At 47.4% G+C, this 23,627-nt stretch carries 22 protein-coding genes and 1 pseudogene; 17 read left to right on the forward strand and 6 right to left on the reverse strand.

The annotated features are described in order from the left end of the window. Window positions 1-14: 14 nt before the first annotated feature. Both T2812B_RS08735 and T2812B_RS08740 read right to left on the reverse strand, forming a co-directional pair. Window positions 15-683 carry a rhomboid family intramembrane serine protease gene (locus tag T2812B_RS08735; RefSeq protein ID WP_008195703.1) on the reverse strand — a complete coding sequence of 223 codons (669 nt, stop codon included), beginning with the start codon at window positions 681-683 and terminating at the stop codon, window positions 15-17. Window positions 684-687: 4 nt separating this feature from the next. Beyond that, complete coding sequence (locus tag T2812B_RS08740; protein WP_008195705.1) at window positions 688-1,536, reverse strand: DUF4438 domain-containing protein; 849 nt, start codon at window positions 1,534-1,536, stop codon at window positions 688-690. A 60-nt stretch (window positions 1,537-1,596) separates the two neighbouring features. On the opposite strand from T2812B_RS08740, the gene metG reads away from it, so the two are divergent. Genes metG through T2812B_RS08795 form a run of 11 tightly spaced genes read left to right on the forward strand, consistent with a single transcriptional unit; the run spans window position 1,597 to window position 11,180 of the window. Next, window positions 1,597-3,486: a methionine--tRNA ligase gene (metG, locus tag T2812B_RS08745; RefSeq protein WP_008195706.1), complete on the forward strand. Its 1,890-nt coding sequence runs from the start codon at window positions 1,597-1,599 to the stop codon at window positions 3,484-3,486. A 13-nt stretch (window positions 3,487-3,499) separates the two neighbouring features. Next, entirely contained in the window at window positions 3,500-5,914 is a 2,415-nt protein-coding gene (gyrA, locus tag T2812B_RS08750) for a DNA gyrase subunit A (protein ID WP_004080399.1), read from the forward strand. Continuing rightward, a complete protein-coding gene (locus T2812B_RS08755) occupies window positions 5,911-6,285 on the forward strand; it encodes an archease (RefSeq protein ID WP_004080400.1) in 375 nt (124 codons plus the stop codon). Before gyrA ends, T2812B_RS08755 begins: the two co-directional genes overlap by 4 nt. Continuing rightward, window positions 6,282-6,875 carry a transcriptional repressor LexA gene (lexA, locus tag T2812B_RS08760; RefSeq protein WP_004080401.1) on the forward strand — a complete coding sequence of 198 codons (594 nt, stop codon included), beginning with the start codon at window positions 6,282-6,284 and terminating at the stop codon, window positions 6,873-6,875. Before T2812B_RS08755 ends, lexA begins: the two co-directional genes overlap by 4 nt. Window positions 6,876-6,886: 11 nt before the next feature. After that, window positions 6,887-7,228, forward strand: a complete 342-nt coding sequence (locus T2812B_RS08765) for an anti-sigma factor antagonist (protein ID WP_004080402.1) — start codon at window positions 6,887-6,889, stop codon at window positions 7,226-7,228. Beyond that, entirely contained in the window at window positions 7,225-7,656 is a 432-nt protein-coding gene (gene rpiB / locus T2812B_RS08770) for a ribose 5-phosphate isomerase B (protein WP_004080405.1), read from the forward strand. Before T2812B_RS08765 ends, rpiB begins: the two co-directional genes overlap by 4 nt. Beyond that, the gene (locus T2812B_RS08775) at window positions 7,646-8,440 is read left to right on the forward strand and encodes a 50S ribosomal protein L11 methyltransferase (protein WP_004080406.1); all 795 of its coding nucleotides are present in this window, start codon (window positions 7,646-7,648) and stop codon (window positions 8,438-8,440) included. The genes rpiB and T2812B_RS08775 overlap by 11 nt, the downstream gene beginning before the upstream one ends. Then, window positions 8,410-8,922 (forward strand): DUF501 domain-containing protein, encoded by a 513-nt coding sequence (locus T2812B_RS08780; RefSeq protein ID WP_038051086.1) that lies wholly within the window; start codon window positions 8,410-8,412, stop codon window positions 8,920-8,922. Before T2812B_RS08775 ends, T2812B_RS08780 begins: the two co-directional genes overlap by 31 nt. Continuing rightward, window positions 8,919-9,761 carry a pantoate--beta-alanine ligase gene (gene panC, locus T2812B_RS08785; RefSeq protein WP_008195715.1) on the forward strand — a complete coding sequence of 281 codons (843 nt, stop codon included), beginning with the start codon at window positions 8,919-8,921 and terminating at the stop codon, window positions 9,759-9,761. The genes T2812B_RS08780 and panC overlap by 4 nt, the downstream gene beginning before the upstream one ends. A 4-nt stretch (window positions 9,762-9,765) precedes the next feature. Next, complete coding sequence (locus tag T2812B_RS08790) at window positions 9,766-10,239, forward strand: metallophosphoesterase family protein (RefSeq protein ID WP_008195716.1); 474 nt, start codon at window positions 9,766-9,768, stop codon at window positions 10,237-10,239. 29 nt (window positions 10,240-10,268) lie between these two features. After that, window positions 10,269-11,180, forward strand: coding sequence for an ATP-dependent sacrificial sulfur transferase LarE (locus T2812B_RS08795; RefSeq protein WP_008195718.1), 912 nt, complete (start codon window positions 10,269-10,271; stop codon window positions 11,178-11,180). A gap of 71 nt (window positions 11,181-11,251) precedes the next feature. Here T2812B_RS08795 and T2812B_RS08800 read toward each other — a convergent pair whose 3' ends face one another. From T2812B_RS08800 to rhaI, 4 genes are read right to left on the reverse strand one after another with little or no spacing between them, the layout of a single operon-like run. Further along, window positions 11,252-14,212 (reverse strand): alpha-L-rhamnosidase, encoded by a 2,961-nt coding sequence (locus tag T2812B_RS08800; protein ID WP_008195720.1) that lies wholly within the window; start codon window positions 14,210-14,212, stop codon window positions 11,252-11,254. Next, window positions 14,209-15,639, reverse strand: a complete 1,431-nt coding sequence (locus T2812B_RS08805) for a rhamnulokinase family protein (protein WP_038051088.1) — start codon at window positions 15,637-15,639, stop codon at window positions 14,209-14,211. Before T2812B_RS08805 ends, T2812B_RS08800 begins: the two co-directional genes overlap by 4 nt. Further along, complete coding sequence (rhaD, locus tag T2812B_RS08810) at window positions 15,630-16,340, reverse strand: rhamnulose-1-phosphate aldolase (protein ID WP_008195723.1); 711 nt, start codon at window positions 16,338-16,340, stop codon at window positions 15,630-15,632. The genes T2812B_RS08805 and rhaD overlap by 10 nt, the downstream gene beginning before the upstream one ends. Further along, window positions 16,337-17,485 (reverse strand): L-rhamnose isomerase, encoded by a 1,149-nt coding sequence (rhaI, locus tag T2812B_RS08815; protein ID WP_008195725.1) that lies wholly within the window; start codon window positions 17,483-17,485, stop codon window positions 16,337-16,339. Before rhaI ends, rhaD begins: the two co-directional genes overlap by 4 nt. Before the next feature lie 118 nt (window positions 17,486-17,603). Between rhaI and T2812B_RS08820 the strand changes: the two genes are divergently transcribed. From T2812B_RS08820 to axeA, 6 genes and pseudogenes are all read left to right on the forward strand, one after another. After that, on the forward strand, window positions 17,604-18,731 hold the full coding sequence (locus T2812B_RS08820; RefSeq protein ID WP_255347109.1) for an ABC transporter substrate-binding protein: 1,128 nt from the start codon (window positions 17,604-17,606) through the stop codon (window positions 18,729-18,731). 62 nt (window positions 18,732-18,793) lie between these two features. Continuing rightward, window positions 18,794-19,801 (forward strand): ABC transporter permease, encoded by a 1,008-nt coding sequence (locus T2812B_RS08825; protein ID WP_008195730.1) that lies wholly within the window; start codon window positions 18,794-18,796, stop codon window positions 19,799-19,801. Window positions 19,802-19,817: 16 nt separating this feature from the next. Beyond that, on the forward strand, window positions 19,818-20,672 hold the full coding sequence (locus T2812B_RS08830) for an ABC transporter permease (protein ID WP_008195732.1): 855 nt from the start codon (window positions 19,818-19,820) through the stop codon (window positions 20,670-20,672). Between the two features lies 1 nt (window position 20,673). Next, complete coding sequence (locus T2812B_RS08835) at window positions 20,674-21,681, forward strand: ABC transporter ATP-binding protein (protein ID WP_038051426.1); 1,008 nt, start codon at window positions 20,674-20,676, stop codon at window positions 21,679-21,681. Further along, entirely contained in the window at window positions 21,668-22,630 is a 963-nt protein-coding gene (locus T2812B_RS08840; protein ID WP_039454694.1) for an ABC transporter ATP-binding protein, read from the forward strand. Before T2812B_RS08835 ends, T2812B_RS08840 begins: the two co-directional genes overlap by 14 nt. A gap of 22 nt (window positions 22,631-22,652) precedes the next feature. After that, window positions 22,653-23,620: pseudogene (gene axeA / locus T2812B_RS08845) on the forward strand (cephalosporin-C deacetylase). Window positions 23,621-23,627 lie beyond the last annotated feature (7 nt).

Here is a 23,627-nt window from a genome sequence, read left to right on the forward strand (position 1 = left end):
TAACTCCCTCACCTTCAATATCTGTATCTGTGAATCCTTCTCATCCTTAAAATATATCCCCAAAGCATTCCATATACAAATCCACCTATGTGTGCCCACCACGCTATTCCGTAGGATCCAACAAGGCCGTTCAGAACCTGGATAAAGAACCAGATCATCAGGTAGTAGAACGCCGGTATTTCCACGAGTGTGAGGAAGAAGAAAATCGGAAACAGAGTCACGATCCTCGAGTACGGAAACAGCACGAAATAAGCTCCCATAACTCCGGACACCGCTCCAGATGCCCCAACCATGGGAGTTGTTGAATGAAGCGTAAAAACGAACTGGGTGAGTGCGGCAAAAATACCAGCGGATAGATAAAACAGAGTGTAGCCAACGTGGCCCATCTCGTCTTCTGTGTTGTCTCCGAATATCCAGAGGAACCACATGTTACCCAAGATGTGCCAGAACCCTCCGTGGAGAAACATGTGAGTTATGAAAGGAAGAAGGGAAAAGCCGAGTGCTTCTTTTACTCTCTCAACCGTGTAACGAGCCGGCACAAGACCATATCTGTACATGAACAGGAGAAGTTCTCTGTCGTTTAACATGAGTTCATACACGAAAACAACCACGTTTATCAAAATCAAAGCTATCGTCACGTAAGGCTTCTTTCTACTTGGGAGAACATCGTAAAGAGGAAACACGATATCACCTCACAAGATAATCAGATATGTTAGCCCTTTCCACCACTTCCGGTAATATCTTCGATCCGTCTCCCGTCATGATCACAACCACACCCGGACCGTGTCCTGCTGAAACACAGGCAGAGTGTACCACAACACCTATCGATACTGCCCCTTTTCTGTACTTTCCAACTCCATAGGAATTGTCGTGGTCCTGAATTGCGACGATGTCTCCAAGTTTCAGATCCGCTACTTCAAGATCCTCAGGATTCGATGCCATTATATCGTAGTCGGTGGAAGCACTGCTCGAAGCGCCGATCCCGGATCCCATCATGTGCGCTGGGATCTTTGTAACAACAGGTACATGGATTTTCCCGTTCTTTTCCTGTACCCCAAGTTTCTCGAAGAGATCTGGGTCGATGTTCATCACCTTCACATCCGGATGGTCCAGAAGCTTCAACCCCTGCCCCCAGGCCTTTATCAATATCTTATCCCCAACCATGAGCTTTCCGAGTACTTCTTCCTCGAAGTGAACGAGAACGTGGTTCACACCTCCGTGTTTTCCCGTGACGAATCCTCTGCTTCCCTTCGCGTCTCCAGACATCACGATCACTTCGTTTCCTATACACGAGAGAGTCATCAGCGGTATTTCCTCTTCTTTTCTTCTTGCCATGACAGACACACCCGGTTCTACATGGTCTCCTGCCCATCCGTAAGCACTGTCACCCACCTTCACGTTGTAGGTGATGCCTCCAAGCACTGGAATTACCCTCACTGTCCCTTCGGTTGTTACACTGTAAGGAGACCTCATTTTCGCTGGAGCGATCTCTCCAACAACCGAAATTCGAACGAGTCTGTCTTTGTTAGTTCTCACAAATCTCACCTCCGGTGTGTGGTATCATTGAATAGATAGGGAAAACAAGGAGGTGACACTTTGAAATTTTACATCACCACCCCAATCTACTACGTGAATTCTGAGCCCCACATAGGAAGTGCCTACACTACTATTGTAGCCGATATCATCGCTCGCTACAAACGTTTCATGGGTTACGATGTGTTCTTCCTCACGGGAACAGATGAGCACGGCCAGAAGGTACTGCAGGCAGCCCAGCAGGCTGGAAAGGACCCGCAGGAATTCTGTGACGAACTGGCTGAAAAGTTCAAACGGCTCTGGAAAGAACTGAAGATCACGAACGATTATTTCATCCGAACCACAGACGAAATGCACATGAAAACTGTCCAGGAATTCGTTGCGAAGATGAAGGAGAACGGAGACGTCTACAAGGGCATCTACAAGGGATGGTACTGTGTTCCCTGTGAGACGTTCTGGAACGAGGACGAGGTTATAAAGGAAGGAGAAGAACGTTTCTGTCCGGAGTGTAAAAGACCCGTCAAATGGGTCGAGGAAGAGAATTACTTCTTCAGACTTTCGAAATACAGAGATCCTCTCCTGAAGTACTACGAGGAGCATCCCGATTTTGTGGAACCGGACTTCAGAAGAAACGAGATGTTGAAGATCCTCGAAGGTGGTCTCAAAGACCTGAGCATCACCAGGACGACCTTCAAATGGGGCGTTCCCATGAAGGACGATCCGGAACACGTGATCTATGTGTGGGTGGACGCTCTCATAAATTACATATCCGCTATAGGGTACGGCTGGAACGATGAGATGTTCAACAAATGGTGGCCCGCAGATTTGCATCTGATAGGAAAAGAAATAAACAGATTCCACTCCATCATATGGCCTGCGATGCTCATGTCGGTTGGACTCCCACTTCCAAAGAAGGTGTTCGCACACGGGTGGCTCACGGTGAACGGCCAGAAGATCAGCAAGTCTCTCGGCAACGCTATAGACCCCAGGTTCTTCGTGAAGAGATACGGCAACGATGTGGTGAGGTACTACCTGATACGGGATATCATGTTCGGAAAAGACGGTGACTTTTCGGAGGAAAGACTCGTCCACAGATTGAATTCCGATCTCGCGAACGACTACGGAAATCTCCTTCACAGGATCACGGCTATGATAAAGAAGTATTTCAACGGAAGACTCCCTTCTCCTTCCGATCAGGAAGGGTTTGACAGCTGGCTGAAGGAGAGATTCTTCGAAACAAAAGACGCTTACCATGAACTCATGGATTCCTACCGGCTCACAGAAGCCCTGGACAAGATATGGGAGTTCATAGCGGACGTGAACAAGTACTTCAACGACACGAAGCCCTGGATACTTGGAAAAGAAGGGAATATGGAAAGGCTCGGAACGGTGCTGTACAACTCACTGGAGGCCGTGTTCAAGGTGGCTCTGATGACACTCCCGGTGATGCCAGACACCTCCGAAGAAGTGTTCAGGAGAGTGTCCTTTGAAGAAAAGCCTTCGAAGGAGCATCTGGAAAACTGGGGAGTTCTGAAGTCTGGTTCCACTGTAATCCACGGTGAACCTCTCTTCAAGAAAATCGACACGAAAGACTTCAAAAAGGTGGTGGAGACAGTGTCGGTCGATCAGAACGTGATCACAATAGATGATTTTTCCAAAGTAGACCTCAGAATCGCAAAGGTCCTCGAAGCGGAGAAGGTTCCAAATTCCAGAAAACTTCTCAAATTGATAATCGATCTTGGAACGGAAAAGAGACAGATAGTGGCGGGAATTGCAGAACACTACAGACCTGAAGAACTCGTAGGAAAACTGATCGTCGTTGTCGCTAATCTGAAACCCGCGAAACTCATGGGCATAGAGTCTCAGGGAATGCTCCTCGCTGCAAAGTCCGGCGATACCTTGAGACTTTTGACGGTAGATGGAGAAATCACACCAGGTGCGAAGGTGTCCTGACGGAGGGATGTGAATGCCAGAGATCCTGATAAACAAACCCGTAGAGGATGAACTTGTTGAGTCTTATCTTCTGTACTCGATGAGCGTCATAGTGGGAAGGGCCATTCCGGACGTTCGGGACGGCCTCAAACCCGTTCAGAGGAGAATTCTCTATGGAATGTACGAACTCGGCCTCAAGCACAACTCACCCACAAAGAAGAGTGCGAGAATCGTCGGTGAAGTGATGGGTAAGTACCATCCTCACGGCGACGCACCCGTGTATGATGCCCTCGTGAGGATGGCTCAACCGTTCACGATGAGGTATCCACTCATAGAGGGTCAGGGAAACTTCGGTTCCATAGACAGAGACCCTCCAGCCGCGATGAGGTACACGGAAGCGAGACTCACGAGGCTCGCAGAAGAAATGCTCGAAGACATAGAAAAGAACACGGTGAACATGATCGACAATTTCGATGGCACGCTGAAGGAGCCTGAAGTCCTCCCATCCAAAGTGCCAAATCTCATAATAAACGGTGCCTCCGGTATAGCGGTGGGAATGGCCACGAACATACCTCCACACAATCTCTCCGAGACCGTGGATGCCCTGATTTATTTGATCGATCATCCAGAAGCTACGGTTGAAGAACTCATGCAGTTCATAAAGGGGCCGGATTTCCCCACAGGAGCCGTGGTAGTGAACGCTTCTGAGTTGAAGAAGGTTTACGAAGAGGGAAGAGGCAGGATCATCGTCAGAGGGAAGGTGCACGTCGAGGATGGAAAGAGAGTAAAGCGAATCGTCATCACGGAGATTCCGTACGGAGTCAGTAAAGCGGGTCTCATAGAGCAAATAGCGAAGATTGCAAAAGACGACGAATCACTCCCAATCAGGAACATAAGAGATGAATCTGACAAACGCGGAATGAGAATAGTCATAGAAATTCCAAAAGACGCAAACGAAGAGGTCATAATAAACAATCTCTACAAGAGAACCGCTCTTCAGGATTACTTCAACGTTCAGATGCTGGTCATAGACAAACACAAAAGGCCCAGGTTGATGAATCTGAAAGGATTGATGGAAGCTTTCCTTGAGCACCGCTTTGAAGTCATCAGAAGAAGAGCAAGGTACGAATACGAGCAGTACACAAGGAGGGCACACGTTGTCGAGGGTCTCCTGAAAGCGGCAAGAGCGATAGGTGTTGTTGTGGACATCGTGAGGAACAGCAAAGATGTGGAAAGTGCGAGGCAATCGCTCATGGAAACACTCGAGATCACCGAAGAACAGGCAAAAGCCATTCTCGACATGAGACTTTCGAGGCTGACTTCCCTCGAAATAGAGAACCTTCAAAACGAATACTCCGATCTGGTCAGGAAGATCTCAGAAGTGAAGGAAATACTCGAGAAGGACGAAAAAGTAAAGGAGATAATGAAAAAAGAATTCCTCTACCTGAAGCAGCAATACGGAGATCCCAGAAGAACAGAAGTAACAGATCAAAGTATCGAATACAACGAAGAAGAACTCATTGTCGAAGAGGACGTGGTGATCACACTGAGTCATAAGGGTTATCTGAAGAGCACACCGCTGAACAGCTACAGATCGCAGAAGCGTGGAGGTAAAGGTATCACCGTCTCGAAACTCTCTGAAGATGATGAGGTCGAGTTCGTTGTGGTCGCGAAGAACACCTCATCGACCCTGTTTATAACGAACCTCGGGCGGGCGTACGTTCTCAAGAATTATCAGCTGGAAACTACCGGAAGAAACACGAGAGGAAGACACATCACCGCGTTTCTGAATCTCGAAGACACAGAAAAGATCGTGGCACTCGCTTCTCTGAACGGTGAAGGAAGGGATCTTGTGATCGCTACGAAGTCCGGGAAGATCAAAAGGACCGCCCTCAAAGAGTTTGAAAACGCCACCAGCAATCGCGGTGTCAGAGCCATAAAGATAGAACCTGGAGATGAGATCGTCAGCGCCAGGGTTGTTAACAGCGAAAAAGAAACACTCATAGTGGCAACGAAGATGGGTATGGCCATCAGATTTCCGGTGAGTGATGTTCGCAGAATGGGAAGAAATGCGGCCGGAGTTCAGGCGATAAAGCTTCAGCCAGGAGACGAAGTGGTGAGTGTGGACGTGATACCTCCAGGTGAGGAAGGAGAGATTCTCACCGTGACAGAGAAGGGATTCGGCAAGAGAACACCCGTTCAGCTGTACAGGATTCAAAGAAGGGGAGGAACGGGTCTCAGAAACATCTCCGATGTGAACAAAACGGGATACGTAGTAGCTGTGAGGTACGTGAGGGGCGACGAAGAGATAGTGGTGGTCACAAGAAACGGTATGATGATCAGATTTCCCGTGTCTGAAATCGGTGTCATCGGTCGTGTAACGAAAGGTGTGAAACTCATCGAACTTGGAGACGATACCATATCGAAGGTGGCGGTGGTGAAAGATTGAGGAAACCCATAGAACATACCGCCGATATCGCTTACGAGATATCCGGGAACTCTTACGAAGAACTTCTGGAAGAGGCGAGAAACATCCTTCTCGAAGAAGAAGGGATTGTCCTCGACACCGAAGAGAAAGAGAAAATGTATCCTCTTGAAGAGACGGAAGACGCTTTTTTTGACACGGTGAACGACTGGATTCTTGAGATATCGAAAGGATGGGCTCCCTGGAGGATTAAAAGGGAAGGGAATGAGTTAAAAGTAACTTTCAGGAAGATCAGAAAAAAAGAGGGAACCGAAATAAAAGCTCTCACATACCATCTTCTGAAGTTCGAGCGTGATGGAGATGTTCTGAAAACGAAGGTGGTGTTCGATACTTGAAAGATCTCACGGAAAGGCAGAGAAAGGTGCTTCTGTTCATAGAAGAGTTCATAGAGAAAAATGGATATCCCCCCTCGGTGAGGGAGATCGCGCGGCGCTTCAGGATCACTCCGCGCGGCGCTCTTCTCCATTTGATCGCTCTGGAGAAGAAGGGTTACATCGAAAGGAAAAACGGCAAACCGCGGGCACTGAGGATATCGAAAAGCATAAGGAACAAAATACCTCTGATTGGAGAGATTCGTGCAGGTGAAAAAAGAGAAGCCATCGAATATCTGGAAGATTACATAGAAATTCCCGAGAGCTTTCTTTCGAGCGGTTACGATCACTTTTTGTTGAAGGTAAAAGGAGAAAGCATGATAGAAGAACACATCTGTGATGGGGACCTAGTTCTTGTGAGAAGACAGGATTGGGCGCAGAACGGGGATATCGTGGCGGCGATGGTTGACGGAGAGGTGACGCTAAAAAAGTTCTATCAGAGGGGTGATACGGTAGAGTTGAGGCCCGCTAACAGAGAGATGTCGTCGATGTTTTTCAGGGCGGAAAAGGTGAAAATCCTGGGTAAAGTGGTGGGAGTTTTCAGAAAACTCTAAGGGGGGATAAAATGTTTCCCTACAAGATTGTGGATGACGTGGTGATACTGATGCCGAACAAAGAGCTCAACATAGAGAACGCGCATCTGTTCAAAAAATGGGTTTTTGACGAGTTTTTGAACAAGGGTTACAACAAGATATTTCTGGTCCTCTCGGATGTGGAGAGCATAGACAGCTTCAGTTTGGGTGTCATTGTAAACATCTTGAAGAGTATCAGCAGCAGTGGTGGTTTCTTTGCACTGGTGTCTCCAAACGAGAAGGTAGAGCGAGTCCTTTCTCTGACGAATCTGGATCGCATAGTGAAGATATACGATACGATATCGGAGGCCATGGAGGAGGTGCGAAGAAAGTGAAGATCGCTATTGCATCGGACCACGCAGCTTTTGAACTGAAAGAGAAGGTGAAGAACTACCTTCTGGGCAAGGGAATAGAAGTGGAAGATCACGGTACCTATTCCGAGGAATCCGTTGATTATCCGGACTACGCAAAAAAAGTTGTTCAATCCATTCTGTCGAACGAAGCGGATTTTGGAATCCTTTTGTGTGGGACAGGGCTCGGGATGTCAATTGCTGCAAACAGGTACAGGGGCATAAGAGCAGCTCTCTGTCTTTTCCCGGACATGGCAAGACTCGCGAGATCGCACAACAATGCAAACATCCTCGTTCTTCCGGGAAGGCTCATCGGAGCAGAGCTCGCTTTCTGGATAGTGGATACCTTCCTTTCAACACCCTTCGATGGAGGAAGGCACGAAAGGAGAATCAGAAAGATCGATGAGGTTTAAAGAGCTGATACTTCCTTTGAAAATCGAAGAGGAAGAACTCGTAGAGAAATTTTACGAAGAGGGTTTCTTCAATTTTGCGATAGAAGAGGACAAAAAGGGAAAGAAGGTGTTGAAGATCTACCTTAGGGAGGGCGAACCCCTTCCCGATTTTTTGAAAGATTGGGAGATTGTTGACGAGAAGATCACCACTCCCAAAGACTGGATAGTTGAGCTCGAACCCTTTGAAATCGTCGAAGGAATATTCATAGATCCAACTGAAAAGATAAACAGAAGAGATGCGATCGTGATAAAACTGTCTCCCGGTGTGGCATTTGGCACAGGGCTCCATCCCACCACGAGAATGAGCGTCTTCTTCTTGAAAAAGTATCTGAAGGAAGGAAACACTGTGCTCGACGTTGGATGTGGAACGGGAATACTCGCCATCGCTGCCAAAAAACTCGGTGCATCTCGGGTGGTAGCGGTCGATGTAGATGAGCAGGCCGTCGAGGTGGCTGAAGAGAACGTTCGAAAGAACGATGTCGACGTGCTGGTGAAATGGTCGGATCTTCTCTCAGAGGTGGAGGGTACTTTCGATATTGTGGTCTCCAACATTTTGGCTGAGATTCACGTGAAGCTACTCGAAGATGTGAATCGTGTCACACACAGAGATTCCATGCTCATACTCTCAGGGATCGTTGACAGGAAAGAAGACATGGTGAAAAGAAAGGCCAGTGAACACGGATGGAACGTTCTGGAGAGAAAGCAGGAGAGAGAATGGGTAACTCTCGTGATGAAAAGATCGTAGAGTGGCAGATTGGAAGAAAGATCACGAACATGAATCGGGTGGCTTATCGCTGTCCATACGGCTATCCGGTTGTGATCGAAAGTCTGCCCATCAAGAATGGAAAGCCCTTTCCAACTCTCTACTGGCTCACCTGTCTTCACTTGAAAAGAGAAGTATCCAAACTCGAGAGCGCAGGGCTCATAAAGAAACTCGAAGATCGAATAGCGTCCGATGTGGAGTTTCGAGAAAAGATGAGGAAGGCACACCTGGAAGTGATAGAAAGAAGGAAAAGGCTCCTCACTGGGGAACATCCCTTCCGCGAAATTCTGGAAAAGGTAGGAACAGGTGGTATTCGAGATTTCTCGAAAGTGAAGTGCCTCCACCTTCACCTGGCGGATTACCTGGCAGGTGTTGGAAATCCTGTTGGAGAAACCGTGTGGAATCTCATCGAAAAGAAATTCTGTGATGATGTTTTCTGCAAAATCGGGGAGGCGAAAGAATGAAAATCATAGAAACCGTAGAGGAAATGAAGAAATTCTCCGAGGAAATGAGAGAGAAGAAAAAAACGATAGGATTCGTCCCCACCATGGGATACCTCCACGAAGGGCACCTGTCTCTTGTGAGAAGAGCAAGGGATGAAAACGATGTGGTCGTGGTGAGTATCTTCGTGAACCCCACCCAGTTCGGTCCCAACGAAGACTACGAGAGGTACCCGAGGGATTTCGAAAGAGACAGAAAGCTCCTCGAAAAAGAAAACGTGGATTGCATCTTCCACCCATCAGTCGAGGAGATGTATCCTCCCGATTTTTCCACCTACGTTGAAGAAACGAAACTTTCAAAACACCTGTGTGGTAGATCCCGTCCTGGTCATTTCCGTGGAGTGTGCACCGTGGTCACGAAGCTCTTCAACATCGTGAAACCTCACAGGGCGTACTTCGGTCAAAAAGATGCACAGCAGTTCAGGGTTCTGAGGAGGATGGTGAGAGATCTGAACATGGACGTGGAAATGATCGAGTGTCCCATCGTGAGAGAACCGGATGGCCTCGCGATGAGCTCAAGGAACGTGTATCTGTCGCCCGAAGAAAGGCAGCAGGCGCTGTCGCTCTATCAATCCCTGAAGATAGCAGAGAATCTCTATCTGAACGGTGAAAGAGACGCAGAAAAGATAAAAGAAGAGATGATAAAGCACTTTTCCAGGTTCGATAAGGTGAAGATAGACTACGTGGAGATCGTGGACGAGGAGACTCTGGAGCCGGTTGAGAAGATCGATCGAAAGGTGATCGTCGCGGTGGCTGCCTGGGTTGGAAGTGCGAGACTCATAGATAACACGATCCTGGGGTGAGAACGTGAAGAGGTTCCTTTTGATCTCCGATTCACACGTTCCCGTGCGCATGGCCAGTCTTCCAGATGAGATACTGAACTCTTTGAAAGAGTACGATGGCGTGATAGGCCTTGGAGACTATGTGGATTTGGACACGGTGATCCTTCTTGAGAAATTTTCTAAAGAGTTCTACGGAGTTTACGGAAACATGGATTATCCAGACGTGAAAGAACACCTTCCGTTCTCGAAAGTCCTGCTTGTAGAAGGCGTCACCATAGGAATGTGTCACGGATGGGGCGCTCCGTGGGATCTGAAAGACCGTCTTTTGAAGGTCTTCAACGAAAAACCTCAGGTGATCCTCTTCGGACACACCCACGAACCGGAGGACACGGTGAAATCGGGTGTGAGATTTCTGAACCCGGGAAGCCTCGCTGAAGGCTCTTACGCCGTCCTTGAACTGGACGGGGGTGAAGTACGATTCGAGTTGAAGACCTTGTAAAAGAGATCGTCGAGGACATAAGAGAAACCGTGAAAGACGGGAAGCTCTATGTTGCCTTCTCCGGGGGAAAGGACAGTTCGCTGGTGGCAATCCTGGCGAAGATGGCCCTCGGAGAAGAAAGGGTGGAGCTCGTCACCGTGGACTGGAGCCCTTACACCTACGAGAGATCGAGAGAGATTGTTCGAAACTTCGCAGAAAAACACGGCCTGAGGCACACTTTCATTCCTTCCAACAGGATGCAGGAGAAGGTTTGGAAACACGGGCCGTCCTGCAACGCCTGCACCCGCGACGTGAAGACCGTTTTGGTGAAGAGATACGCTCAGGGTCACCTCGTTGCGAGCGGTGCAAACGCCTCCGACAGCTGGGGAAAAACGGGCCTGAAGGTCTTCGACGGTGTCTACTCACCACTCTACAGGGTCGGGAAAGAAGAGATAAACGAGATGCTGAAGTTCCTCGGACTGGAAGTGAAGAAGATCGGTGAGTCTGCGGGAAGAGAAGGATGCAAACTGAAACACCTTCTGAAGATGCTCATAAACCCGGATTACCACGGAAAAGCTGTTTCTACTGCAAACGAGATCCTTCTCAGAGTTCTCGAAGAACATGGCTTCAAGCCGGAACTCGCCAACGTGAAGATCATCGGGCCGCTTTCAAGAAACATCGCCCTCGTGAATGTGAAACCTCTTCCACCAGAAAAGGTGATGAACGAGATCGTCGAAAAGCTCTCCGCAGAAGAGACGATAGACGGGGTCATCGTGGTCGATGGCCCTATGAAACTCGTGGTTCTGGCCAGTCCCGCGATCTACAGGAACGAAGAGTCAAGAAAGTGGATAAAGGAGGGAAGGCTTCAACCGGAGTTCGCCTTCCCCATCGAGATCGAGTGGAGAGAATCGAAGAACAACAAACTTCGCACCTTTCAGGTGGTCGATGCCAGAAAGGAGTGAGACTATGGCCTTCAGATGTCCCCTTCTGCTCTTTCTGAGAAAGATATTCAAGTTCAGAAGAAAACCGAAGTTCATCGTGAAGAAGAGCTGAGAACGGCGACGTTTTCCAGGCCGAAGGGCAGCAGGATGTATCTGTCCGTGTGGTGCTCGAAATCTATGAAGCTCTTCGGTCTTCTGAACGTTTCTTCGAGCACATCGGCCTTGTGGTTTGCCTCTATGAGGTTGAACAGTGTGTTTGTGAGGACGAGTTGGAGTTCGTTTTTTCCGTTTCTCAGAGCATCTGTAATATCTATCATGAAAGGTCTCCAGAAAAGAACGCCCAGGAACTTCCCGTTCAGAATCACCTCGACCGAGGCCGCCTCCACACCGTTCAGCTTGAGGAAGTATCTTTTCCCCGGGTCTTTTTTACACTCAAATATCTTTTTGAGCGTGAAGGATCCCACATAGAACGGGTACCCGTCCCGTGTGATGTCCCTGTGATCCGGTACCTTGGGTGCATCGATCACGTACCTCGTCTCGTCCACGTTCACAAGTGAAAAATCTCCCACAAGATATATCGTCTCCACCTCTGTTGGCCTGTGATTCTCTGGATCTTTCACCCTCGTGTGACACCCCGGGCCTGTGATGTTGTTTTCTTTTCTTCCCTCCAGAACAACCGTGTTCTTTCCTTCTCTGACGAGATCTGTGATCTCCATCTTTCCAAAGTTCACATCCAGGAAATTCTGTTCCTCGTTGAAAATGCAGCTTTTTCTTTCGTACCTCACCTCTCGACCGTTCACCGTGATTCTGTCGAGATTTTCCGCACACTCAACGACGAGAAAGAGTTTTTGAGGCTTTTTCCTGATTTCGAAAGAGTACTCCACCCTGAACGGTGTACCATCCGGTAATCTGTAGAACTCGTACCAGATCTTCGAGACGAACTCGTTCCTGAAAACCCTTCCACCCGCTTCAAAATACTCCACCCTGTCCACTGGAAGAACGTTGAAAGAGTTCATCTTCACTTCGAAATCGTTCAGTGCCGTCTCGAAATCGAATTCTTTCTCCAGAAGAACTCCTGTTGAAACCACTTTCTCATCTTCCGCAGGAACCTCCTCGTCCGTTACCCAGATACAAACACTCGACGCTGGGAACATGACAAACTCGTTTTCCTTCAGCTCCACCAATTTGAAATCGAACAGGTCTATCGCGTACGTGTGTTTTCTCTTTTCCTTCAGTTCCAGATGGCAGTGCACTTCCCGGTCGATGTCCGTGTTCGCAAGAAAGAGAAGATAAGATCCGTCTTCCAGCACTCTCTTCTGCGCGATCACCGCTTTTGCATTCTCTTTCGTTTTCGTATCCAGAACATCCACAGAAAAGAAGGGTTTGAGTTCTTCGATGAGATCTTCGAGCGTTTCAAAAACACGAGCCTTTTTGAGGAATTCGATTCTTCCCTTCTTTCCTTCCACTCTTTCCGGGAAGAACCTGCCGTACCTGAAATCCTTCAAAACAAAGACCTTACCACCGTTTTCTGCCAGTGAGTTCAAAAGTTCCACAGTAGAACTTTTCAGATTCAGGAGCGGTGGCAGCACCACGACTTCGTATTCGTACTCTCCTACTCTCAGTTTTGCCTCTTTCACTCTTCCATGTTTTGAGAGGATCATCTCGTCGCCGAAGTGGAAGTCTATCTTGTTCGCAACGAGTTCCTTTGTGATCGTATCGAAGAGCTCGTTGAGCTTATCGATCTCGTCATCGAACTTAGAATACACACACCACGCTGAGGAGATGGGATGTATCATGAGCACTTTGACCTCTCTCTTTCCCTGTGTGACGATGTGGTTCAGTCTTGCAAAGTAATCCGACAGGAATCTTTCGTTCTTCCACCAAGGCTGTTGATAGAAGAGATTCGGTGGGTAGTCCCTCTTTCTCTCTCCTCTCATCGAGTAAAGACTGAGATGCGGGTTTATGTACGTGACACCGAGAACCGCCTGCCAGTCCGCTATCCATTTTCTGTGCAGAAAACTCACGTGCTGACCCGTTGTACCGAACGTTTCGCAGAGCACCCATTTCTTCCCTAACTGCTCTGCCGCCGATGAAACCTGCTTTATCGTGACCACCTGTTCCAGGTGTCTGGCGAGTTTGTCTATTCCCGGTATCTGCATGTATTCGTAGTGTGGCATCGCGGCACCTATCCATTCGACCTGGCCCCTGAGCGTGTCTTCGGCCATGTAGTGGCCCGTCATGGAGATACCGTTTTCCTCGCACCACTTCGCATATGGTATCGTGAAATTTTCGATGAAGAGTTCAGTTGCAACATCGAAGAAGTCGTACCGCACCTTCATGTAGTCCTTCGTGTTGAAGAAGAGTTCTTCTAAGTGGTCTCTGATGTCGTATCCCTTTCGCCTCAAAAACTCCTCTGGAAATCTTTCTGTCCAGGGGAGTGTGGGTTCTTTGGGGTGATGCACTCTCAGATAGGTGGGTTCATCGGTGAAGATCCCGGGGATGGAGACTCTGAAAAGATCACCACACGATTTTTTGTACCTCTCGTGTGTCGATCTGAGAAACGCCTCTGTGGTCTCTCTTGAGAGCAGATCGACGTAGCAGGTTCCGTTGAACCATGGATCACCAAGCTTCATAACGCGTTTTACCACGTAGAATTCTTCACCGTCTCTTTCTATCTTTTTCAGGATCTCATCTTCTGGTTCGAGCCGATCCTTTTTCAAGAGTATGAGGTATTTGTGCCTGTATTCCGGTTTTTCGAGGGGCACGATTCCTCCAGCGAATCCGGAAGGCCATTTGTCCTCGTCGTAAAGCCAAGCGAGCATCCCGAGTTTTCTGGCGTGTTCTGCACAGCTTCTCACAAGTCTCATCCACTCCTCAGAGAGGTATTCCGTTACAAGCCCCACTCTCGAGTGCATGAAGAAGCCTCCGTAACCCTTCTCATGCATCTCGTCTATCTGCCTTAGAAGTTCCTCCTCGCACAGTTTGTCGTTCCAGCTCCAGAAAGGTGCGGGCCTGTACCACACTCCAGGGTTTTCCAGATCCTTCAGGTTCACACTCTCACCTCCTTGTACCTTCTCCATTCTTCGTACTTTTCGCTCCACAACTCCGGATTCTTCGGCTCGAAGATTTTCAACTCAAAGGACTTTCTCACAACTTCTCTTGCCTCGTCGAGATCTTTTATCTCACCCATGGCGATGAACTGAACGAGGGCGTTTCCGATGGGCGTTGCATCCACAGGGCCTGCCACCACGATCTTTCCTGTTGCATCGGCAATGAAACCCATCAAAAGATCGTTCTTCACGGCTCCACCCACTATGTGGATCTTTTCGTACCTTCTGCCGGTGAGTTCTTCGATCTGATCCACGATCCACCTGCTGTTGAACGCAAGGGACTCGAAGATGAGGCGGGAAATTTCTCCGATTCCCCCCAGTGTTCTCTGTCCTGTCTTTTCAAGATAAGATCTGATTCTCTCCAGCATGTTCCCGGGGTGAAGAAACTCTTCTCTGTCCGGGTCGAGAAACGCCTGGAAAGAAGGTGCGTTCTCTGCCATCTCCACGATCTCTGAGTAGTTCTTTTTCCACATCCTGTTGCACTCTTCAAGAAGCCACATACCGGTTGCGTTCTTGAGAAACCTGATCTTTCCGTATCCACCTTCGTTTGTGAAGTTTCTTTCCATCGCCTCTTCCGTCAGAAGAGGTTCCTCCAGTTCCGTTCCCACAAGAAACCATGTTCCAGAACTGATGTAGATCCCTTCCTCTTCGAACGGCACGGCCACAACGGCGGATGCGGTATCGTGGCAGGTGGTGGCGATCACGTTCATTTCCCTTTTTACCCTGCATTTTCCCAGGACGGTACCCGGTGAGACCACCTCCGGGAAGATTTCAGTGGGAATGGAAAGTTTTTCGAGAAGATCGAACGCCCATCTTTTCTCCGGCACACTGTAGCACTGGGAAGTGCTTGCGATCGTGTACTCACTCACCACCTCACCGGAAAGCCAGAAGTTGAACACGTCTGGTATCATCAGGATCTTCTTTGCCACTTTCAGGAAAGGATCTTTCGAAAGAACCATCGAGTAGAGCTGATAGAGGGTGTTTATCTCCATGAACTGTATCCCCGTTCGCTCGAATATGTACTTCTTTGGGATGATATCGAAGACTTTTTCCATAACTCCCTCTGTTCTTATGTCTCTGTAATGGTACGGAAGGGAGATGAGCCTTCCCCTCTCGTCAAACAGCGCAAAGTCCACACCCCACGTGTCCACTCCCACCGACTGCGTGTCGGAGGTCTCAAGAACACTCTCTATTTCCTCATAGAATTTCGGAAGATTCCACAAAAAGTGATCTCTGTCTCTTCCCGGAAGGAAAATCCCCTCCGTTCGAAACCTCTTCAGCTCCCTCACCGTCAACTTTTCCCTCAGTTCCACCTCGTAGATCTTCCCGTTCGTTGCACCAAGATCCACGGCGAGCACCTTCACAACCATCCCTCCGGAACACCCGTTGGATCCCTTCCAAGGCTGAGCACCCTCAGAAGGATCTCTGCTGCTTTCTCCAGAATCTCAACCCTGTCGTAGGCTTCTGCTACGTCCTTTCCAAACGCTACAACTCCATGTTTGTCCCACAGGACGGCATCCTTTCCCCGAGCTTTTTCGACGGTTTTCAAACCGAGTTCCACGCTCCCTGGTTTTTCAAACTCGACAACGGAAATCCCCTGGGGAAAGAAGATGAGAACCTCAGGGTGAATCTTCATCATCTTTGGAAGGAGTTCCTGGAAATCTTTCAGGTTCATCAGAGTGAGGAGGTTTAGCGGGTGTGTGTGAACGATCGCTCTTTTCTCTGAGTTCATCTCCTTGAACCGTGCGTGGATCATGAGATGTGTTGGAAATTCACTGGTGGGTTTTCCTTCACCGTGCAGGATTTCATAGTACCTTCCAGGAAGGATGTGAAGAAGACAGATCTTACTTTCATCTTCGAAGATCTCCCTCATTCTCGACCCTGTAGCCGTGATCAGAAGGTACATCTCAGGGCCGTCGTACTCGAAACCGTACGCCTCCATGGATTTCACTTCATAACTGGATGGTACTTCATCGATCCTGACAGAGATGTTTCCCGCGTTCGCCTCAGAAAGACCCTTTACAGCGAGCCAGTAAGCAACCTTTTGAATTTCCTTCACGATCTCCTTCATCTTCTCTCTCTCCTTCTTTTCTCCATGTAATTTCCTTCCCTGAACACCTTTATCGGATCTTCTGGAAGGTTCTTTCGTCTTCTGTACTCCCTAAGAAGTGGCCTCACATCCGTTCGGAAGGCATCCATCAGAGCCTCCTCGGCCTCCACCACATCGCACTTTTTTTGAGCTTCTCTCAGTCGATTTTCATCTATGAGAAGTGCCTTCGCAAAGAGTTCCTGGGCCATCACGACGGATTGTACCGTTGCGAGGATCTTCGGTTTTGTGATGTGGGCCTGATCGAACATGAGAACCACCTTCTTTGCAGAATCAGAGAGTTCAGGATCTCTCCATGCAAAGACGATCTCCTTGAAGATCAAAAACACCTCGTACGGATTTATGGAGGCGATCGTGAGATCGTCATCTGCGTATTTCCTGTTGTTCAGATGAAAGCCTCCGAGTTTCTTCTCAGACAGAAGTGTTGCAACGATGTACTCTATGTTCGTTCCTTGGGGATGATGCCCTAGGTCGACGAGTACAAGAGCACGTTCTCCCAATTTTTCCGAAAGGAGATAGCTCATTCCCCAGTCTGGAATGTCTGTGTGATAAAAAGCGGGCTCGAAGAACTTGTACTCTATGAGGAGATACATGTCGGCCGGCATGTTCTCGTAGATGTACCTCAGGGACTCTTCGAGCCTTTTCTTCCTGGAGCGGAAATCGTCCTGACCGGGATAGTCCGTTCCGTCCGCGAGCCACAGACTGATCACCTTTGAACCAGTTTTTTCGGCTATGTTCACGCACTCCATCACGTGAGCGATCGCTTTTTTTCTGATCTTTTCGCTGGGATTCGTGAGGCTTCCGTACTTATAATCAGGATCCTGAAACAGATTCGGATTGATGGCACCTATCTTCAAGCCTTTCTCTTCAGCAAACTCTTTCAGTTCCTCCCAGTTTTCCACTTCGTCCCAGGGAATGTGAAGGGCAACGGAAGGACAACAACCTGTGAGACGATGAACAAGAGCAGCGTCTTCTATCCTTTCAAAGACGTTCCGGGCGGCTCCTTCTTCGTGGAAGACAGCAAACCTCGTTCCTGCATCGCTGAACGCCCAGGAGGGAAGTTCGAACTTCAACTCGTCCAGTTCTTTAAAAATTTTTCCCTTTTCCATGGCAATTACACCCCCTTAATCAAAATATTATCATGTATATATCATAATAATCAAGAGTTTTGATAGAAATATCTCCGAAAAATCTTGACATACATTACTATGTACAAGTGAGCAACAGATATTAGCAATGGCACAACATCAATTGGATATTGCATGGGTACCATTTGATTCAGTAAAAGCCATTTTACAAAGGGTAAAGACTGCTAGGAGTTTCTTTAGGCATTTTCCATGGATACCAACAAATGTCGATTTAGGTGTCTTTGGATTGACTTTCAATACCGCGAGGAAACCGTTCGACAATCCAGATGTAAGGTGGGCACTCATTCTTGCAATAGATATTGTAGATGGTGTCAATGTTGTATTAGATGGAGCTGCAACGATTGATCCGATTCATATTGCGCTTACTGCTCCTTTGTATGAAGGATATTTTACAAAACTTGAGGATTGGCTTAAGAACTTTGAACTCGACCTTGGGAATGGTGAAAAATTTAAACCGTATGACCCAACAGTAGGGTTCAGACTAGCAGAGCTTGCTAAGAAAAAGGGTTACGAGATTTCCAACAATCCAGAAGAAATCAGGCGAACGTTTGGCCCAGGTTGGTGGAAGTACGCTCCGGACATAGCGGAGAAGTTATTGAAAAAACATGGATTCTATCGTGACAAAGATGGAAAGTGGCACCTGCCTAGTGGCGAACTCTGGAAAATCACAATTCTTGCAACGTCACCTAGTTCTGTTAACTACGAAAGTGCTCTCATTGCCGCTCAATCTTGGAGAAATTTCGGTATAGAAGTCAACATAGACTCAACCGATATGATGTGGGTTATCAGTCCTACAGGTGATTTTGATGTTTCGACAGCTTGGCCAAATGGCTGGAGTGGTTTAGGATTAGACTTGTTGAATGTATTTAAACCATTCCACTCCAAATATGTCGTACCAGTTGGCGAAAACGCTCCATGGGGTAATCATGGAAGATGGAGTAGTCCAAAGATGGACGAAATAATAGAAGCTCTCGAAAATACACCACTCGACGATACTGAAAAGCTTATAGAGCTGGGGCTCGAGGGGCTCAAGTTACTGGTGAGAGAAATGCCAATAGTGCCAACTTTCAACACTTTTGTTGGAATAGTTTGGGATGAATACTATTGGACCAATTATCCAAGTGCTGAGAATTACTACTGGTTTCCTTTCCACAACTATGGCTGCTTTAAGTATGTCCTCCCATTTTTGAAATCTACGCAAAAGTAATCTATAGCCGGGGGCTTGGTCCCTCGGCTTTAATATTGATTTAGTTCAAGGAGGGATAAAGTTTGAGATTTCTTAGGGGATACTTACTGCCAAGGATACTGTTATACTTCCTAGTTATATGGGTAGGTCTAACTTTGATATTCTTTATTCCAAGATTCCTTCCTACAGATCCTGTTCAACAATTTATAGGTCGTCTCGCAAGTCAGGGAGCGTACCTGGATCCGTCACAATATGAGAAGTTGGTAACGACGTTGAAGAAACTTTATGGTTTAGAGGGAAGTTTGTGGGAGCAGTATGTAGATTTTTGGAGACGATTATTAAAAGGCGATTTTGGGCCTTCCTTCTCGCAGTTTCCAATTCCTGTGATGACATTGATAAAACAATCCCTCCCTTGGACCGCAGGGTTACTCTTAGTAACAACTCTCTTTTCGTGGATTGTTGGTAACATACTCGGAGGTCTTGCTGGATACTTCTCAAATAGAAAATGGGTCAAAGTACTCGATGGTATAGCGATGGTTATAAGACCGATGCCGTACTACATTCTTGCTCTTGGGCTATTAATTCTCTTTGCGTATATATTACCCATTTTCCCATCAGGCGGGGGGTTCGCAATAGGTTCTCAGTTTACATTTAATTTAAAGAATCTTATTATACTGTTGAAACATGCTTTCTTACCTGCTCTATCATTAGTAATCATTGGAATCTGTGGGTGGTTTCAAAGCATGAAGTTATTGGTTCAGAACGTCAAGTCCGAGGATTATGTAAAATTTGCGAAAGCGGGAGGGATTTTTGAAAATAAAATAGTTAAAAAGTATGTAATAAGAAACGCTATACTTCCACAAATCACAGGACTTGCTCTTTCCTTAGGTAGTATCTTTGGTGGGGCTTTAATCACCGAAATTGTATTTTCCTACCCCGGAATAGGCTATCTTTTGTACAATTCTATATTTATGGGAGATTATAACCTTTTGATGGGAGTGAGTACTTTTTCAGTTGGTTTAGTTACAACTAGTATCCTCCTGGTTGATCTTTTATATCCTCTATTCGATCCAAGGGTGAGATACAGATGAAAAGGGAGTGGAAAGAATGCAGGTGTTGAAGGATCTGTTGAGAGATACACGTTTCAGATTTGGCTTCATAGTTTTTCTGGTACTTTTGACACTCTCCATCCTGTCTTTCTTTTCACCGTACGACTCATCTCAATGGAGTCAAGCACCTAAAAATCTTCCTCCTCAATGGCCGCACATTCTGGGTACGAACGCTTTGGGACAAGATGTTTTTTGGAGGCTCACTTTCGCTGTAAAAAATTCTTTCACCATGGCATTTATAGCAGGGTTTGTCTCCAGAATGATAGCTTTCACTATAGGGACTATAGCAGGTTACAAGGGACGAGTTGTGGATAGAATTCTTATGTTTTTTACAGATTGTCTGATAGTAATTCCATTGCTGATAATCATTATATTAGTAGCAACTTTAGTAAAAGGCCAGTTAAGTCTTCCAATGCTTGGGCTTCTCCTTGGAGTCTTTGGCTGGGCATGGGATGCGAGAGTGATCAGGTCTCAGGTTTTGAGTTTGAGGGAAAGAGATTTCACCTACACCGCTCTTCTCTCTGGATCAAAAGCCCTTTCGATTGTTTTCAAAGAGTACCTGCCGTTTCTGATACCGCTCATATTCGCCACTCTCATAGGCAACATGTCCTGGGCAATTGGAATGGAGATAACCCTAGGGGTCCTTGGACTTTCTAATCTTGAAATACCAACTCTTGGGACAATGCTCAGCTGGGCGTTGAAATTTCAAGCACTCTTTTTAGGATACTGGTGGTGGGTGCTGACTCCTGTTTTAACGTCTATCTTTTTGTTCATAGCGCTGTACTTGATTTCCATCAGCATCAGTGAGTATCTGGATCCGAGGATGAGGATACAGAGAATAGGACAGGCATGAGGTGATAGCGGTGGAAGTGTTGAGAACAGAAAATCTCAAATCTTATTACATTCTGGACATATTCGGAAAAAAGAGAGTAGTGAAGGCAGTGGACGACGTGAACATCTCGATCATGGAGAACGAGATATACGGTATCGCAGGAGAGAGCGGATGTGGAAAGAGCACTCTTTTGAGAGCTCTCTTTGCTGCAATAGAACCACCACAGAGAATAGTGGGAGGAAAAGTGCTCTACAGAGAAAACGGAAAAGAAGTGGATGTTTATTCCCTGAGCGATGAAGAGAGAAGAAGGCTCAGATGGAGTTTCATTTCTTACGTTCCACAGGGATCGATGAGCGTTCTCAATCCCGTGGTGAAGATAAAAGAGACCTTCAAGGATTTCATAGAAAGCCACACGACTGGAAAGACGAAAGAAGAAGCGTACGAGATGGCAAAAGAACACATAAGAGAGCTGGGGCTTCCAATAGAGATTCTGAACGCCTATCCACACCAGCTATCCGGTGGAATGAGGCAGAGGGTGACGATCGCCCTTGCAACCGTTCTGTCACCGAAGGTGATCATAGCAGACGAACCAACGACCGCTCTCGACGTTGTAACTCAGAGAGGTGTGGTCCAACTTCTAAAGGAGATACAATCTTCAAGACAGAACACCATCATCCTTGTCACACACGATATGGGGGTCCATGCGAACGTGACAGACAGGATAGCGATCATGTACGCAGGAAAGATCATAGAAGAAGGGAAAACAGAAGAGATCTTTGAAAACCCCATGCATCCCTACACGAAGTATCTGATCTACTCGCTTCCAAAGTTTGGAGACAAAGGAAGGAGAGAAAGCGCTCCTGGAAGTCCTCCATCACTCGCCGATCTTCCACCAGGATGCAGTTTCCATCCAAGATGTCCACATGCGTTCGACAGGTGTAAAAAAGAAGTACCCCCTCTCAAGGAATACCTGCCGGGCCACAGAGTTGCATGCTGGTTAGTAGAGGAGGGAAAGAATGCCGCTTCTTGAGATAAAAAATCTGACGAAGATCTTCACCATAGGGAGCATCTTCTCCAGAACGAGAATAGTGGCTGTGGATAACGTGAACTTCGATATAAACGAAGCAGAGATCTTCACCCTCGCTGGAGAGAGCGGTTGTGGAAAAACCACGACTGCCAAGATCATCCTCGGCTTTGAAGAACCCACCTCCGGTGAGATCATCTACAAAGGAAGAAAGATCGATCGTGTGCATCAGAACGAAAAAGAAAGAAGAGAGCTTCTAAAAGAAATACAGGCTGTCTTCCAGAATCCGTTCTCCACGTTCAACCCCCTCAGGAAGGTGGACAGGTACTTCTATGAGACACTCTTCAACCTCGGTATAGCGGATACAAAAAAGAAGGCAGAAGAGATCATCAGGGAGAAGCTTTCCGCAGTCGGTATCTCCTTTGAAGAATTTTCCGAGAAGTACCCAAGTGAGTTCTCGGGAGGTCAGCTTCAAAGAATCTCCATCGCAAGGGCGCTTCTCACGAATCCTTCTCTTCTTGTCGCAGACGAACCCGTCTCGATGGTCGACGCTTCTTTGAGAATGTCGATCGTGAACCTCTTCAAGGATCTCAAAGAACAGTACGGTGTGAGCGTGCTCTACATCACCCACGATCTCACAACGGCTTACTACGTCTCTGACAGAATCGCCGTCATGTTCAGAGGAAACATAGTGGAACTAGGACCTGCAGAGAAAGTTCTCATGGAACCAAAGCATCCATACACCCAGCTTTTGAGGGAATCCGTCCCAGAGCCGGATCCGAAGAAAAAGTGGGACATCAGGATAAAACTGTCCGAGACAGAGCAGGCAGAGTATCTGAGACAGGGCTGCAAGTTCGCAGGAAGATGTCCAAAGGCCATGGATATATGCAGAAAGGAGCCTCCTCCATATTTTGAAGTTGATGGTGTACAGGTGAAGTGCTGGCTGTACAGATAGGTGCTAATTGGGAGGTGAANACATGCCATTCTTCGATTTACCACTCGAAGAACTGAAGGAAATATCGTCCAGAGCGGTACGAAGAGAAAGACTTCGATGAGTTCTGGGAAGGGACACTCGCAGAGAGCGAAAAGTTCCCCTTAGACCCCGTCTTCGAGAGGATGGAGCCTCACCTCAAAACAGTCGAAGCGTACGATGTCACCTTCTCCGGATACAGGGGACAGAGGATCAAAGGGTGGCTCCTTGTTCCAAAACTGGAAGAAGAAAAACTTCCCTGCGTTGTGCAGTACATAGGATACAACGGTGGAAGAGGATTCCCTCACGACTGGTTGTTCTGGCCTTCTATGGGTTACATATGTTTTGTCATGGATACTCGAGGTCAGGGAAGTGGCTGGCTGAAAGGAGACACACCGGATTACCCTGAGAGTCCCGTTGACCCTCAGTATCCAGGATTCATGACAAGAGGATACTGATCCCAGAACTTACTACTACAGACGAGTCTTCACGGACGCTGTCAGAGCCGTTGAAGCTGCTGCTTCTTTTCCTCGGGTAGATCAAGAAAGAATCGTGATAGCTGGAGGCAGTCAGGGTGGCGGAATAGCCCTTGCGGTGAGCGCTCTCTCAAAGAAAGCAAAGGCTCTTCTGTGCGATGTGCCGTTTCTGTGTCACTTCAGAAGAGCAGTGCAGCTTGTGGATACGCATCCGTACGCGGAGATCACGAACTTTCTAAAGACCCACAGAGACAAGGAAGAAATCGTGTTCAGGACTCTTTCCTATTTCGATGGAGTGAACTTCGCAGCCAGAGCGAAGATCCCTGCGCTGTTTTCTGTGGGTCTCATGGACAACATCTGTCCTCCTTCAACGGTTTTTTCCGCCTACAATCACTACGCTGGGCCGAAGGAAATCAGAATCTATCCGTACAACAACCACGAGGGAGGAGGTTCTTTTCATTCTATCAAGCAAGTAGAGTTTCTCAGAAAATATTTGTGATGAGGTG

Source organism: Thermotoga sp. 2812B (assembly GCF_000789335.1).
GTDB lineage: Bacteria > Thermotogota > Thermotogae > Thermotogales > Thermotogaceae > Thermotoga > Thermotoga maritima.

Coding starts and splice junctions, on each gene's coding strand:
- T2812B_RS08765 (WP_004080402.1), top strand. CDS start 6,887: ATGTTTCCCTACAAGATTGTGGATGACGTGGTGATACTGATGCCGAAC.
- T2812B_RS08780 (WP_038051086.1), top strand. CDS start 8,410: ATGGGTAACTCTCGTGATGAAAAGATCGTAGAGTGGCAGATTGGAAGA.
- T2812B_RS08830 (WP_008195732.1), top strand. CDS start 19,818: ATGCAGGTGTTGAAGGATCTGTTGAGAGATACACGTTTCAGATTTGGC.
- T2812B_RS08775 (WP_004080406.1), top strand. CDS start 7,646: ATGAGGTTTAAAGAGCTGATACTTCCTTTGAAAATCGAAGAGGAAGAA.
- rhaD (WP_008195723.1), bottom strand. CDS start 16,340: ATGAAGGAGATCGTGAAGGAAATTCAAAAGGTTGCTTACTGGCTCGCT.
- T2812B_RS08805 (WP_038051088.1), bottom strand. CDS start 15,639: ATGGTTGTGAAGGTGCTCGCCGTGGATCTTGGTGCAACGAACGGGAAG.
- panC (WP_008195715.1), top strand. CDS start 8,919: ATGAAAATCATAGAAACCGTAGAGGAAATGAAGAAATTCTCCGAGGAA.
- T2812B_RS08840 (WP_039454694.1), top strand. CDS start 21,668: ATGCCGCTTCTTGAGATAAAAAATCTGACGAAGATCTTCACCATAGGG.
- rhaI (WP_008195725.1), bottom strand. CDS start 17,485: ATGGAAAAGGGAAAAATTTTTAAAGAACTGGACGAGTTGAAGTTCGAA.
- gyrA (WP_004080399.1), top strand. CDS start 3,500: ATGCCAGAGATCCTGATAAACAAACCCGTAGAGGATGAACTTGTTGAG.